The organism is Mycoplasmopsis cricetuli ATCC 35279 (assembly GCF_000526955.1).
GTDB lineage: Bacteria > Bacillota_I > Bacilli_A > Mycoplasmatales > Metamycoplasmataceae > Mycoplasmopsis > Mycoplasmopsis cricetuli.
Genome location: NZ_JAHB01000007.1, coordinates 25,903 through 41,079 on the forward strand (window position 1 = coordinate 25,903; position 15,177 = coordinate 41,079).

14 protein-coding genes are annotated in these 15,177 nt (G+C 21.9%); 5 read left to right on the forward strand and 9 right to left on the reverse strand.

Annotated features, from left to right (window positions below; translation table 4 throughout):
• Positions 1-231 precede the first annotated feature (231 nt).
• From U744_RS0102420 to U744_RS0102440, 5 genes are all read left to right on the forward strand, one after another.
• Entirely contained in the window at positions 232-1,452 is a 1,221-nt protein-coding gene (locus U744_RS0102420; RefSeq protein ID WP_025755501.1) for a class I tRNA ligase family protein, read from the forward strand.
• A 1-nt stretch (position 1,453) separates the two neighbouring features.
• Complete coding sequence (gene rlmB / locus U744_RS0102425; RefSeq protein ID WP_025755502.1) at positions 1,454-2,158, forward strand: 23S rRNA (guanosine(2251)-2'-O)-methyltransferase RlmB; 705 nt, start codon at positions 1,454-1,456, stop codon at positions 2,156-2,158.
• The gene (locus tag U744_RS0102430; protein WP_025755503.1) at positions 2,142-2,741 is read left to right on the forward strand and encodes a hypothetical protein; all 600 of its coding nucleotides are present in this window, start codon (positions 2,142-2,144) and stop codon (positions 2,739-2,741) included. Before rlmB ends, U744_RS0102430 begins: the two co-directional genes overlap by 17 nt.
• Positions 2,742-2,753: 12 nt before the next feature.
• A complete protein-coding gene (locus U744_RS0102435; protein WP_025755504.1) occupies positions 2,754-3,218 on the forward strand; it encodes a Sua5/YciO/YrdC/YwlC family protein in 465 nt (154 codons plus the stop codon).
• A 145-nt stretch (positions 3,219-3,363) separates the two neighbouring features.
• Entirely contained in the window at positions 3,364-4,998 is a 1,635-nt protein-coding gene (locus U744_RS0102440) for an APC family permease (protein WP_245578673.1), read from the forward strand.
• A gap of 22 nt (positions 4,999-5,020) precedes the next feature.
• Here the strand turns inward: U744_RS0102440 and rbfA are convergent, their stop codons facing one another.
• The 9 genes from rbfA to mip all read right to left on the reverse strand — a co-directional run.
• Entirely contained in the window at positions 5,021-5,359 is a 339-nt protein-coding gene (gene rbfA / locus U744_RS0102445) for a 30S ribosome-binding factor RbfA (RefSeq protein ID WP_025755506.1), read from the reverse strand.
• 39 nt (positions 5,360-5,398) lie between these two features.
• Positions 5,399-6,784: an MSC_0618 family F1-like ATPase beta subunit gene (locus tag U744_RS0102450; protein WP_025755507.1), complete on the reverse strand. Its 1,386-nt coding sequence runs from the start codon at positions 6,782-6,784 to the stop codon at positions 5,399-5,401.
• Entirely contained in the window at positions 6,784-8,307 is a 1,524-nt protein-coding gene (locus tag U744_RS0102455; RefSeq protein WP_025755508.1) for an MSC_0619 family F1-like ATPase alpha subunit, read from the reverse strand. Before U744_RS0102455 ends, U744_RS0102450 begins: the two co-directional genes overlap by 1 nt.
• Positions 8,307-10,391: an MSC_0620 family F1-like ATPase-associated subunit gene (locus U744_RS0102460; RefSeq protein ID WP_025755509.1), complete on the reverse strand. Its 2,085-nt coding sequence runs from the start codon at positions 10,389-10,391 to the stop codon at positions 8,307-8,309. Before U744_RS0102460 ends, U744_RS0102455 begins: the two co-directional genes overlap by 1 nt.
• A gap of 3 nt (positions 10,392-10,394) precedes the next feature.
• The gene (locus U744_RS0102465; protein WP_156921629.1) at positions 10,395-10,859 is read right to left on the reverse strand and encodes an MSC_0621 family F1-like ATPase epsilon subunit; all 465 of its coding nucleotides are present in this window, start codon (positions 10,857-10,859) and stop codon (positions 10,395-10,397) included.
• Positions 10,860-10,864: 5 nt separating this feature from the next.
• Entirely contained in the window at positions 10,865-11,767 is a 903-nt protein-coding gene (locus tag U744_RS0102470) for an MSC_0622 family F1-like ATPase gamma subunit (protein WP_025755511.1), read from the reverse strand.
• Complete coding sequence (locus U744_RS0102475) at positions 11,767-12,303, reverse strand: MSC_0623 family F1-like ATPase-associated protein (protein WP_025755512.1); 537 nt, start codon at positions 12,301-12,303, stop codon at positions 11,767-11,769. The genes U744_RS0102470 and U744_RS0102475 overlap by 1 nt, the downstream gene beginning before the upstream one ends.
• Entirely contained in the window at positions 12,303-13,796 is a 1,494-nt protein-coding gene (locus tag U744_RS0102480; protein ID WP_025755513.1) for an MSC_0624 family F1-like ATPase-associated membrane protein, read from the reverse strand. The genes U744_RS0102475 and U744_RS0102480 overlap by 1 nt, the downstream gene beginning before the upstream one ends.
• A 30-nt stretch (positions 13,797-13,826) precedes the next feature.
• Positions 13,827-15,177 (reverse strand): Ig-specific serine endopeptidase MIP (gene mip / locus U744_RS0102485; protein WP_025755514.1); only part of this gene is annotated, 1,351 nt, incomplete at its 5' end.

The window sequence follows — 15,177 nt, forward strand, 5'->3', positions numbered from 1 at the left end:
TTATCTTTAATGTTGTTTGTAAATTAATTTTAAATACTAATTAAAGTAGTTTATTGTCTATCCATAAATTATAAATTAAAATATTCAAATTATTTGATTTGATTAATTTAATTTATGAAAAACTGAAAAATCAATATTTTATGTGGTTTTAAACTTAAATTAAATAATTTTTTTAAATAAACTTTTATTGTTATTAAGATTAAAATATAAAAAAATTATTATAATTAAACTATGTTTTATAAAGTATATGTTTGCGGGCCTACTGTTTACAATCATGTTCATATTGGGAATATTAGACCAATTTTATCAATAGATTTAGTTTTAAAGGCCGCTAGAAATTTAGGGAAAAATTTTCAATTTGTGCATAATATAACAGATATTGATGACAAAATAATTCAAAGAGCTTTGCAAGAAAATGTGTCTGAAAAAGAGATTGCTCAAAAATATACTATAGAGTATTTTTGAATTTTAAAAAAATTAAATATTGACACTATCTCTAAAATTGAGTTTGTCACTCAAAATTTAATTTATATTGAAAATTTTATTGAAAATTTGATTTCAAGTAAAAATGCATACAAAGACAGAGAAGGTAATGTTTGATTTGATGTTGAAAAAAATAAAAAAAATTATGGATTAGTTTCTAATCAAAAATTAGAAAATATGAAGTATCAAGAAACTGAATATTTAAAAAGACATCAAGCTGATTTTTCAATTTGAAAAAATACAATTGATGGAATTAGATACAAAACAAAATTTGGATATGGTCGTCCTGGATGACATACTGAGTGTTGTGCTTTAATTTATAAAAATTTCGGTTCAGAAGGAGTTGATGTACATGGAGGTGGAGTTGATTTAACTTTTCCACATCATGAAAATGAAAATATTCAATTTTTTGCTTTAACAGGAAATAATATTGCTAAAAAATGAGTTCATAGTGGAATGCTTAATTTAAATGGTGTTAAAATGTCAAAAACATTTCAAAATGTCATTTTAGCAAAAAATTTCTTACAAGAATATGATCCAGATGTTTTGAAATTTATTATTTTAATTAATAGTTTTACTGGAATTATTAATATTGATGATAATTTAATTCATAATGTTAATAAAATCATTAATAAAATTAAAAAAATTTATTTTAACAATTATAAAAATCATCATTTTATTTTACCTCACTACCAAGATGTATATAAGCGTGCAATGAATCTTTTACTTGAACTTAATTTTTCTGATTTTATGACATTAATACATAAATTAATTAAAGAAAGTGCAACTGATTTTAAATCTAATGGTACATTAGTTAAAATTTTTAATGATTTAGAATTTAATTTTAAAAAATTTGATTATAAAAAATATCTTGAAATGATGAAAAAGTGAGAAAAACTAAGCAAAGAAAAAAATTTTACTGAAAGTGATTTAATTCGAGAAATTTTAATTAAAGAAGGTATTTTTTAAGATGTCTAAAATTATCATTAGCGGAAAAAATTCAGTTCTTGAAGCATGCAAGAATAATCTTCCAGTTGAGTTAATTTATCTTACTAAGAAAGAAAATATTGGATTATTTTCACAATTTAATGTTTTAATTAAAGTAGTTAGCAATACTTATATTGAAACTTTTACAAAAGAAAATCATCAAGGTTTTATTGCAATTTTGGAACAATTAAATTATCAAGATATATCATATTTATCTAAAAGAAAACCAAATTGTGTTTTAGTTTTAGATAGAATTCAAGACCCGCACAATTTTGGAGCAATTATTCGAACAGCTAATGCCGCTGGAATTAAAGATATTATTTTTCCTAAAACTAATTCAGCTCAAATTAGTCAAACAGTATTAAAAGTTTCAAGTGGGGGATTTGTAAATATGAATTTTTATAAAGTTAATTCATTAAGTTCAACAATTACAAAGCTTAAAAAAAATGGTTATTGAGCTTATGCAACAACTTTAGATAAAAATTCAATTTCTTATAAGGAAATTATTTATAATAAACCAACATTACTAATAATAGGTAATGAAGCAAATGGGGTGTCAAAAAGTGTTTTATCAGTAATTGATCAAAGTATTCATATTCAACAGTTTGGGACAGTTCAGTCTTTAAATGCTTCAGTTGCAACTGGTATAATCCTTTTTGATTTTATTCAAAATGAAAAAAGAAAATAATTTAATACATAGAAATAATATTCAAAACGAAGTTATAGAATATTTTGAACTTGGAGATTTTAATAAAATTAAACAAGCTCATTTATTTAAACATATTTGTGATAAGGTTAAATATAAGTTAAAAGGATTAGCTTTTAAAGTCTTAAATTTGTATTCTTTTAACAATGCAATTGAAATTTTAGAAATTGAAAATTATATTTACTCAATTATTTTAGAAATAATTTCAAATTGAAAAAAATTTCCAAATTTACCATTTGTAGCATATTTTTGAAATACAATTAAATTAAAAATGATTAATTATATTAATACAATTAATAAAAAACAATTTCAATTTGAAGAAAATTTAACTAACAAAAGTTTAAATTTAGACAATCTTAAACATAATATTTTATTAAGCAATACTGAAAATGATTCTTATCGAATTTACAATTTAGATGTTCTTAAAAAAATTATTTCTGCTCATGAATATGAATATTTACAATCTGAAATGCAAAATAAAAAAAATAACTATTACACTCAGTATCAAAAAAATAAAATAATTCGTTCAATTAATCATAAAATAAATTTATTTCAAAATTATTAAAAAAGGAGTTTAATGGAAAATAAATATGATTCACTTTATATTTTTACAACAGATACAGTTTGTGGAATAGGTGGTCCTATTTGTAAACAAACACTTGATTTATTATATGAAATCAAAAAAAGACCAAACGATAAAAAAATAATGATTTTAGTTGGTTCTCTTGAACAAGCTCAGTTATTTGATCAATGAAATGAACAGGCAACTAAAACGGCCAAACAATATTGACCCGGAGCATATAGCATTATTGTTAACAATCAGGGTTTTAGAATGCCAAATAATAAATTATTATGTGATTTTTTGTTAAAAAATGGACCAATGTATGTTACTAGCGCCAATATTTCAGGACAAAAACCAATAAATATTAATCAGGCATCAATTATTTTTCCATTAATTAAAAATGTTTATGATTTTGGAATTCCATCTGGTATTCCAAGTTCTTTGATTAATTTAGATACAAATGAAATAACTATTCGTTAACTAAAATAATATTACTTATTGTATTGTGTAGCATTATAATGCTACATTTTTTATATATTTTAGTTTATATATTTGAAAATATGATAATATTTTTTAAAATATTTATAATTAATTTTTTAAAATTCATTAAAAAGAAAGGATTTTTATGTCAATTGAAAAAAGAAAAAAAATTGGTTTTTTCTTTGCTCTTATGATGTTAATTGGTTCTGTAGTTGGAATTGGAATTTTCTTTAAAAATTTTTCAGTTTCGAAAGCTACAGGAGGTGATGGTTGATCATGACTTGTTGCATGAGTTCTTGGTGGTTTAATTTCACTTGCTACAGCTATAAGTTTTGCAGAATGTAGTCGATTTAAAAAAACAAGATTATCAGGATTATCAAGTTGAGCTTATAAAGTTGGTGGAACTAAATTTGGATATGGAGTTTCATTAACATATTCATTTTTCTATTTTGGAATATTATTTATTTCAATTGGTGTTTTTGTCTCTGAAATATTTTATTTTTTTCTAGGGCAAGTTGGGGCGCTTGATTTTGAAAAAGTGCCTTTATATGTTATTGTTCTAACTGGAATTTTATTTGGATTGTTATTTTTAATTCTTAATGATATTTCACTTAAAGCTTCAGGTATAATTCAATCAATTATTACTTTTATAAAATTTATTCCATTATTAGTTGCTATTGTAGCTGGAATTGTAATGTTTAAAACAAATAATATTGATGGAAGTTTTAATGCTTTTACAAGCGGAAAAACATTTTTTAGCATAAAAGGAATTATTATTGCTTTACCTTCAATTTTATTTGCTTATGATGCATTTTTAATTGCAGGATCTATTGGAAATAAAATTAAAAATGCTAGAAAAAATTTATTTTGAATTATCTTATTAGGAATGAGTTCAGTTGTAATTTTGTATTCTCTTTTTGCTATTTCATCTATCTTACACAATCAAGGTTTTGTTTGAGGATTGCTTCAAGCGACTTTATCAACAAATGTACAAAAAAACATTGTTGCTGGAACAACTTTTTTTATTTTGGTTTCATCATACGGAGTATTAAATGGTATTTCACTAGGATTTAAAAATGAAATTTCAAATTTAATTAGCACTAATGGAATTTTTGCAAGTAAGACATTAAAATCTAAAATTGGAACACGTAAAACTGAATGAATTTATATTATTGTAACAATGACTATTTGATCAGTTGTACTATTTGTACCAAGTTTAATTTTAAATCATGATAAACTAATTGATGGAATGTCAAATTTTCCAACCATATTCTTTTTTGTTGTTTATGCGCTTGTTATTTTCTTGTATACAATTAAGCGTCATAAACTTTCTGAAACTGGAAAAATAAACAATATTTTATTTTACTGCTTTGCAGCTATAGCAATTTTAGGAATTGTAATTGTAGAATTTTCATACATTGTAGCAATGTTTACTGATTTGTTTAATCTAAAATTTGTTTCTTCATGAGGAGTATTTAAAGATGGAGGCAAAGAAGCAACAATTGCAAGATATATTCCTTTAGTTTTATACATTATATTCTATAGTACACTTGTAACCATACCATTTTTAAATTACTTCTTAGAAAAAGTATTTTTCAAGAGAAACATCATTCAAGAGTTTGCATTAACAGTTGAAGATGTCAAAGAAAATAATGAATCTAAAAATGAAGTTATTAATTTAAATAACAAAGAAGAAATTTTAAAAGAAAAAGAAAATAATTTTTATAAAGTAGAAGCTGATTTTTTAAAAAATAAACTTAAAAAAAATAACGAAAAATAAAATCAAACTTAAATGTTTGATTTTATTTTTCTTTTTTCAAGTTTCCTATAATGCTATCAATTAAAATTCCATGATCAATTACATTATCAAGTAAAAAAATAATTTTAGGTACTTTTCTTCACTTTAAGTTTTTTGATAAGATTGTGCGAATATATCCTGAAGCATTATTTAATGATTTAATACCTTTATTTTTATTTTTTGATAAAGTAACATAGGCTTTAGCAAATGATAAATCAGAAGATAATTTAACATCAATAACTACTGGATCAATAATATTTGAGTTAGTTAAATCATAAGTTAAAATATTTGCAAGAATTTGCTGAAGTTGAGATTCTTTTCGTGAGAGATTTATATTATTCATATTTGAATTATACTATTTGAAGTTTAATAATTTTAAATTTTATTTTAAAATTAATTCCTTATCAGTTAAAATTTTTAAATTTGAACCAATGTAACTAAAAATTTCAGGACTTTGATTTAAATATTCGCCTTGCAAAATTCGAATAACTGATTCTACTGTTTCATTAAGAGGAACATAAATTCCATTTTCTTTTGTAAAATGTTCAGTCATGAAAAAATTTTGTGAGAAAAAATTTTCAAGTTGGAGAGCTTTTTTAACAATATTTTTGTTTTCATGATCTAGTTCATCAAAACCTAAAATTAAAATAACATCTTCTAAATCTTTATATTTTTTTAGTATTGCCTTTGCTTCAATAATAGCATTAAAATGTCTTTGACCTATTATTTTTGGGTCAACTGAATTTGAAGAACTAGCTAAAGGATCAAAAGCAGGAAAAATATTTTTTGCTGATTGTGCACGAGAAAGAACTAAATTTCCATCTAAGTGATTAAATAGTGCCACCGCTGAAGGATCACTAATATCATCCATTGGCAAAAATACAGTTTGAAATGAAGTGATTCCTGCATGTTCAGTTTTAAATAATCTTTCTTGTACTGCTGCAATATCACTTTCTAAGGTTGATTGATATCCACCAATTGATGGTTTTTTACCCATTGATGAGCTAATTTCATTTTCAGCTTGAACAAATCGATAAATGTTATCAATAAAAAGCAAAACATCTTTTTTTTCAATATCTCTTAAATATTCAGCTGCTGTAATACCAATTGGTACAATTGACATTCTAGCTCCAGGAGATTCATTCATTTTTGAAACATACATGCTAGAATTTTTCATCAAGTTAGAAGATTCAAGCTCATTAAATAATTCAATAGCTTCACGAGATCGTTCACCTGAACCAATAAAAATATTGTAGGTTTGTGAATTATTTTTATTAATATTAAAAATTATTTCTTTCATTAAAACAGTTTTACCAACTCCAGCTCCACCAAAAATACCAAGTTTGTAACCTTTTACAATTGGTATAAAAAAGTCTATAGCCTTAATTCCTGTTTCAATAATTTCTGCCTTTTGATTTATGATTCTTTCCTTGTTTATAATTGAATTCATCTCAATGTATTTAGGTTTATTGATTCTATTGGTTATCAAAGGGGTTCCACGATAATCATAAATATTATTTTGAGCTTCAATTCCAACTGGAACTAAAAAGCTATGTCCAGTATTAATTACTTGATCTGTTAAAGTGATTTCTTTGTCTAAATAAATAACAATAGCCATAATTGTGTTTTTATTAATTAAGTGCTTAACTAATAAAAAGGTCTTGTTATTGTGCAAAGATAAAATAGTATTAAGTTTTGGAAGATAACCTTCTTCAAAATGAATTTCAACAACATCATTTCAAAATTTAAGAATTTGTCCATATTGCATTATTTATTACCTACCAAATTTATTAATTTATTCATTTCTTCTTTTGAAAAATCAACAAATTTATGTTCAACATCAATTTGCCAATTTAAATTTTGTGCTTTTGAGTATTGAAGTAAAGCATATCTAAAAAAATTTTTAATTAATGTTTCATCATATACTTCATTATTTTCAATTTTTTCAAAAGCTGTTTTAGCTTCATGATTGTTATCAATTAATACATTTAAAAATGTCATTGCTTTTTGCTGATTTGTAATTCCTTTCAAGGTATCTCATAAAATTAATTTTGACATTAGTAAAACAAATTTATTTGAATATAATGAATAACCTCTTTGAAGAAACATTTTGTCAATTATTTTACCTTTATAAATTAGCGATGTTGTTTCTTTGTTAAAATCAAAATCAAGCTGGGCTAATTCTAAATTACGCTTATATGAGCGATAAATTTTTCCAATATCACCTGCTATTTTAGTCATTGTTCTAGATTGAACTGAACTTCCAGTTCTTGAAACCGAAAAATCTAAATCAATAGCTGGTAATCTTCCATTTGAAAATAAATCTATATTAGTTACAATTTGTCCATCAGTGATTGAAATTAAATTTGAAGCTAATAAGCTAGTAATATCACCATCAACTGTTTTTAAAATTGGAAGAGCAGTAATTGTTTTGCGATCAACAAATGAACCAGCTCTTTCAAGCAAGGATGAATGCGAGAAAAAAACATCACCAGGCATAGCTTCTTTTCCAACTGGTTTATCAGTTAATAGTGCAATTTCACGCAAAATATTCCCATGTTTAGTTAAATCATCAAAAATAATTAAAACATCTTCATGATATGAAATATTTTCAGCATGCGCCATAGCAATATAAGGGGCTAAATATTGTTGGTAAGAACTAGTTGCTGGAGCATCAATAATAATTGTATTTTCATGGGCACCATATTCTTGCAAAGTTTGATACAACTTTGAAAGATCTTCACGTTTTTGACCAATAGCAACATAAATTGTTTTAACATTATTTTTTAGTTGATTGATCATAGTGTTAACTACAATATGTGTTTTTCCAGTTTGTTTATCTCCAATTATTAATTGTCTTTGTCCTTTTCCAATTGGAATTAATAAATCCAAAGAAATGATTCCAGTATATAATTGTTCATTTAAAGTTTTAACAGTCATCAAATTATGAGCATTACCAAAAATTGAATTTTGGTTTGGATAAAAAGATAATTTATTAATGTTTTTATTTTTTGGAAAAATAATATTATTTTCAATATCAATTATTTTTCCAAAAAATTCTTTACTAGTTTTTACAATATTTTTAGTATTATCTTCAATTACTTCATCACCAATTTTAATACTTTCCAATATTTTATTATCAGATAAAAGAAAAGCATTATTTTTAGATGCACTAATTAAAATCATTTTATTGTGAGGAAAATTTTTTACTATAAAATTTTGTCTTTGTTTGTAATTGTATTTTCCTGAAATTTCAACAATATAGTCAAAAATAGCATTAATTTTTAACATTATAATATCCCTTCAATTATTCCTAAAACTATTAAAACAGTTGAGCAAATTAAAATAACTGTTGATAGTAAAATAAAAATAATATTTGTTTTAGTGATTCATTTTTTAAGTTTGTTGTTTTGTTTTTTATTGATGTTATTAAAAAATAGTAAAGCAATTGAAGATAATCCAAAAATTAACATTATTGAGCCTAAAATTATTAATAATAATTTTTTTTGATAGCTAGCATTTGTTATTTCTAGTTTTGCTTGATTGTATCTTTGAAATAATTTTTTCTCATCAATTTTATTTTGATTATTTTCTTGAAAAGCATCTTTTATAAAATCTTTAATTAAGTTATAATTATTTGAAATTTTATTTAGTAATTCAGTGTAATTATCATATCACTTTAAAGTATCAAAAGTTAATGAATTTGAATGATTAATTGCTAAAGTGATATATTTTTTTGTTTGTTCAATTAATTTATAAAAAACTGTGGTATTTAAATTATTTTTTTCAAATAACTGTTTTAAATTTTTTGAAAGGTCTTTTTTCTGAATAAATAGCTCATTGTAACGTTTTAAAGCTCTTTTATAAGTGTTGGGTAAAACAGAAAAAAGTGCATTATTGTTAATTTTTGATGTTTTTAATGAACTTATAAGTTGAATACTTAATTGATTTACTATTTTATGTATTTCTTTTTCAGAAGTGTTTGAATTTATTTGTGAAGCATATTTATCAATAATATTATCTCTTTTTAAAGAAAAAGTTTCATTATAATAAAGATCATGCACTATTGTGTTAAGTAAATTAATTAATGTATTTGCTAAATTAAATACTTCAATTGTTTTAAAATTTAAATTTTCATCTAATTGCAAAGACTTATAAAGTTGAATAAATTTATTTTTAATTTCATTTACATAAGATTCATAAATTTTTTGATATCCATAGCTTTTATTATTATTTAATTTAATTTTGTAAGTTCTTTTGTGTTCTGGATTTATTGAATCAGAAATTTCAACATCAGCTAAATATGAATTTTCTGATGTTGTTGATAATTTAATTAATTTATATTTAAATCTAGTGTTAATCGGATTATCAAAAAAGAAATATTGTTCTAAATTAGCATCAGAACTAATTTTGTTTAAATCTAAATTTATAAAATTAGCTTTTAAATTTGCAGGTAAAGTTGGAAGTTTTTCAATTAATTTTTCAATTTCAATATCAACTGGTTCAAAAATTGTATTTTCATTTTCAATTGAATCAATTGGATTAATTTCATTTGTTGAATTATCTTTTTGATTTTTTGATTCATTATCTTTTAATTTATTTTGTTCTAAATCAAACTTTATAAATCTATCTTGATATTTTAATTTTAAATATTCATCTCAATTTTTAAATTCTTTTGGAGGACTAAAAGTTAGAGCGCTAATTGAAGAACCATCAAGTTGAGTAATTGTTTTAGTTTCAAAGGTTAAATTTTCATTTAAATTGTCAATATCTTTTTCATTAAAAATAATATCTTTAAATTGTTTTTGCATTTCATTTGAATACTTTGCAATTATTTGTTGGACATCTTCTGTTTTTAATATATTAATTTCATCACTTTCTTTTTTTAAAGTTCCATTATTTCCAATAAAGTTTTTATAATCAGTTAAATTATTTCCTAACTTAAAAATTACATTATTATAAGTTTCATCTTGAAAAGTAATTGTTCCAATTTGATATTTTCTTTCATTTGAAAGAGTGTTTAAAAAAATAGTATTAAAACCAAATTTAGATCGATTTTGAATAATTTGAGTTTTATTTGTTTTTAAAAATGCAATAACAACTTCAAGATAATAAATTTTACGTAGTTTTTCCTGAAAATTTATTTCATTATTTTCTTTTAATTGATTTTGAATTTGTTCAAGTCGAGAAATTGTTATATTAATTGCTTCACTAAAAGCTTTATTAAGTGCATTTTCAACTAATTTAGAAAAATCATTAAATTTTGAATCATTTTTTGCTTCTGTTTTAACACTTATTTGAGTAGTTAATCCAATTGAAACAGGTAATGTTAATAACAAAAAAAAGTGTCGAACATATTTTTTTAATTTTTTCATTGTTTAACTTTCTCATTTACTAAGTGAAAATTTTTCAATCATTTCAAGTGTGTATAATTTTGTTTTAAGTTCATTTATTTTAATGATATTTTCAATAGCAATTTCAATTTTATTTAAGGTCTTAAAATATGAAAGTTCTTTTTTAGTTATTTTTATTTTTTCACTTAATTTATTTTGCTTATTTGTTTTATAATAATAATTAAATTCATTACTTGAAATAATTTCAATTTTATTATCTTCTGCAATAAAATTTGCATTTTTTAAAAAAATATAATAAATTTTATTTTCATAGTGATCTTGAATTTTAACTAAAATATTTTCAAAACTTGCAATTGATAATTTATTTAGCTTAATCCACTTTAATTCATCATTTAAATAAAGTTCTAGTTCAGCATTAAAAATAGTTCAAATTTTATTTTCAGTGAAATTGATAATAATTTTGTATATGTGTTTTTTAGTTTGTTTCATTATCATTAAACCTCTTCAATTATTTGATGAAATTTTTGATTATTTTTGGTAATCATCACAATTTCTTCAATTTCATTTTCACGTTTAGTCTTAGTAATTTGACGTGCTATTTTTGAAATTTTTTCATCAAGTTCTTTAATAATTTTTTTAGTTCGTACTAAATTATTTTTTGTATTATAAAAAGTTGATTCAATAATTAATGATTTAATTGAGTTTTCCAAATATACATTAAAACTATTTTCAATAAATTCATTAATGTTAGGATAAATACTAAATTCAGAAAAATTAATTTCTTTTTTTAATTTTTCATTAACAACTAATTTATTAATGTCAAATTGGTTCATTGGCAATATCGTAAAATATCCATTATAATTTTTATTTGAATTAAATACAAAATTAATTTGTGAATAGTTTTCATTTAAATATAAAAATTTAATAATTAAAGCTAATTCAGAAGCAATGTTTTTGTTTTCATGTGAGAAAAAATTAATTACTTTTAATTTATGTTTTTTTAAAAATTCAAGAGATTTTTCACCTATAGCAATAAAATCAATTTTCTTTTTTTTAACATGTTCTAGAATCATTTCTTCATAACGTGTATATGAATCAGTTGAATATTTTTGTTCTTCTTTTAAATATATTCATAAATGCTTTGAGTTTTGCTTTTTTATTTTGAAATAAACTAAAAAATTTTTTTTTGATTTTTTTTCAATTAGTGGGTGAATTATATTGTATTTATTTGATAAGGATTTAATAATTTCCTTATTAATAAAAGCATTATTTATGTAAAATTTTAATCTATTGTTTAATTTATTTATATTAATAAGTAAAATATTTTTTTCATTATTAACTTTTGATTTAATTTTCATTAAATTATTTTTCTTTTTAGTAATTAATTTTAAATGCATTATTTTTTAATCTCACTAACTTGATTTTTATCAATAGATATTTTTAATGTTTTAGAATTTTTTGAGTAATAAATTAAAATAGAAGGTAAAATTTCAATAATTTTAGATTTTTGTAAAAGTGCATTTATTTCATTATTCAAACATTCATAAAAATAATTTTCATTTAAATTAGATGAAGAAGTAAAAATAACAAAATCAATACTATCATTTTTACTGTTTTGAACAATTGGGATTAAAAACTTATTTCCAATTCTACTATCAATACCAAAAGAAATAATAAATGTTTTATAAATCATTTGGTATTTTTTTTCAAGCGCCAAGCTATAAGTTGAAAGATATTTTAGATAAATATCACTATTAAAACTTAAACTAGTTTTAAATAAAACTGAAGACATTAGTTGATCATATGAAATAAAATAATCCAAATTTTTTAGTTCATTAAATTCTTTAAATAAATCAAATAAAGGGAACATTATTTCATATTTTTTAATTTGATTTTTGTTTTTTTTAATTAAATTTTTAAATATTTTAGTCATTATTTATTTTCCTTTTTAGTTTGGTTGTTTGATTTTGAAGTTATTTTTTTAAATTGAAACAAGCTTAGGTTTAAATTAAAAAATTCAATCAAACTACTACACAATAACAATAGACAAGTAACTAAAATTAAAACAATAGAAATAAATCCAAATGAAAAGTGTTGACTAAAAATGAGCAATTGTTGATTATCAGCTAATAAAATAATTTGATTAATTCCATGAGCAAGGATATTTTCAATTAAAATTCCGACTAAAATAACAAGCAAAATAATCATTTTTAAAGTTATGTTAATTTTCTTGTTTAAATGCATAATTAAAATTAGAAAAGTAATAGTTGTAGCAATAAAAACAATAATGTTAATTCAAAAGTAATTTTCTGAGTAAAAATAGTAAAAAATTAACACTGAAATTCAAATAACAAATAAATGAACAAATAAATAAAATTCATTTATAATTTTGTTTTTAGTTTTAGTTCATTTTAAGTGATTTAAAATAAAATAACTAATGCTAGATAATACAATTAAGGTTAAAATACCTCCAAAAAGAATTGAAAAATTAATTTCAGAGATGATAAATTCATTTGCTTTGTTGTTGATTTTAATTAATAAATATAAATATCAAATTAAAGCAGCTAAAGTAATACTCAATAGAAAAATAAATTGTTTTTTAAATAAAAAAATGTTTTCTTTTTTTGTTAATATTGCAAAAATTTTAACTAAATTAATTCCAAAAATCAAAATTGCCAACCCAATTGAACTAAAAATAATAATTAATAAATTTTTAGCACTTTTTATTGAAAATAAAGTTTGTAAAAATTCAAATGTTTGTCCTTTATTTAAAATAGTATTTCGATTTGTGGTTAAATCTTTTTCAATTAAAAAATAAAATAATAATATTCCTAATATTAAAATAATTACTTGTGAAATAGCATTGATTATAAACACTCATTTATTAATGTGATCTAATGGTTTTACTTTTTTAAAGACAATATATGAATGAAACAATTGTGCAATATTTGATATTACTAAAAAAATAAAAATAAAAGATAAATAAAAAAAAGAATAAATTAAATTAATTTGCTTTGAAGCTTCAGCATATCCGATGCTAAATGGATTAAATCCAAGTAGCAAACCAAAAGCAATAATCGAAAAAAGTGAATAAATTACAAATCAAAAAAAGTATTTTTTTAAAATTTCTTTATATAAAAAAAGGTTGTAATAATTTTTTGCAAGTGAGTAAAAAAATATAAAAAACAATGACAATGACTTAAATAAAATTAGAAAATTAATTTCTCTTGTTGTGGGCGTGCTAAAATCAAGAAAAATATTTAAAAAAGTTTCATGTTGAAAAATAGTATTTTTGTAAAAAAATAATAAAAACAAACTACCTAAAAACAGTCAACTAATTAAAAAACAATTTAAAATTTTTAATAATTGTTTATTGCTTATCTTTAAAGAAAATTTTTTTTGAAATAATAGTTGATTTTCTTTCATTTAATCCTTTCTTAAATTAAAGAACAAAATTTATTTATTAAATTTATATTCAATTGGAATTTCATTTAAACCATTAGAAAATAATGCTGTTTTAATGTTGTTTAAATTTTGATATATTTTGGATAGTGCTTGTCGATATGAATTTTGTTGATCTTTTCCTCCACCAAAAATTAAATCATACTGAGGCAAATTATATAATCCATATATTCCCTTATAATCGTATCCTTCTGATCTAAAAGCTGAAGCCACTCCAGTATTAGTTGAAGGATTCCCTGTATGGAATATTCCTACTAATTCATTATTTTGATTTCTAACTGATGATCCAGATGCACCCCCACCTGGAGAATAATGTTTTGGAGTGTATGAAAGTCCAAAATTAATTAATTGTACACCATTGTATTCAAAAAAATTAGATCCACTGTGTGCATGGGAAATAAATTCATCTAAAATCCCTGGTTTATCAATAAAATTTCTATAACCAATTTGATATGATAAATAATCCCCTTTATCTCATTTGGATTTTTCTGGAATATATTTTTCATCAATTTTTTTGATATTATCATAAAAATTAGCATCTGAATTTATTCAAAGACTAAAATTGTGTTTATTTTCTTTAATTTGTGATGAGTCTTCATATTGATCTAAAAATCCATCATAAATTGCTATCGGATATCCAAGTGCATACAATGAATCTCCTTTATATGATGCAAGTTGCTTTGAAAGTAAAGGAACATTTATTTGACTATAATCATTTAAATATGATTTTTTTAAAAATTTAATTTGTTTATCTTTTTGATTTGCATAATTTGCAGTTACACGTTCAGATAACTGGCTTGCGCTTATTTGTCCATTTTTATCTTTGCTTAAATTTTTTAAAACAAAATTAGAATCTAATTTAATTTTTTCAAAATCAATTTCAATTACAGCAAAATCAACAAATTCTTTTGCATTTTTAAATTTTTCTTTTTGATTTTTTGCAAGATAGTCTTTAGGATCTTTTTTAAGGAAATCATTTCCTGTAAAAATAATTTTAGCTGGATTATTATTATTATTATTATTATTATTATTAGATAATGGTATTGTATATGATTCAAAATGTTCTGTATCAAATGGTGCAATTTTTAGTTTAGCATGAATTGGAGCATCTTCTTTTAATCTAGTTAATCTAATTGAAACAGTGTTATTTGTTAAAAGTTTAGCTACATGTAAATTAGTTGCAAAGTATCATTTAGTTGGATATTTTTCATCATTTCTTTTTTGATAATCCAAAATTCACATAGTTCCATGACCTACATTAGTAGTTCTTTCAATTTCTTTACCATTTTCATCAAATGCTTTATTTGAAAAACTAGTTTGAAATGTTTGAAGCGCAATATCTTTG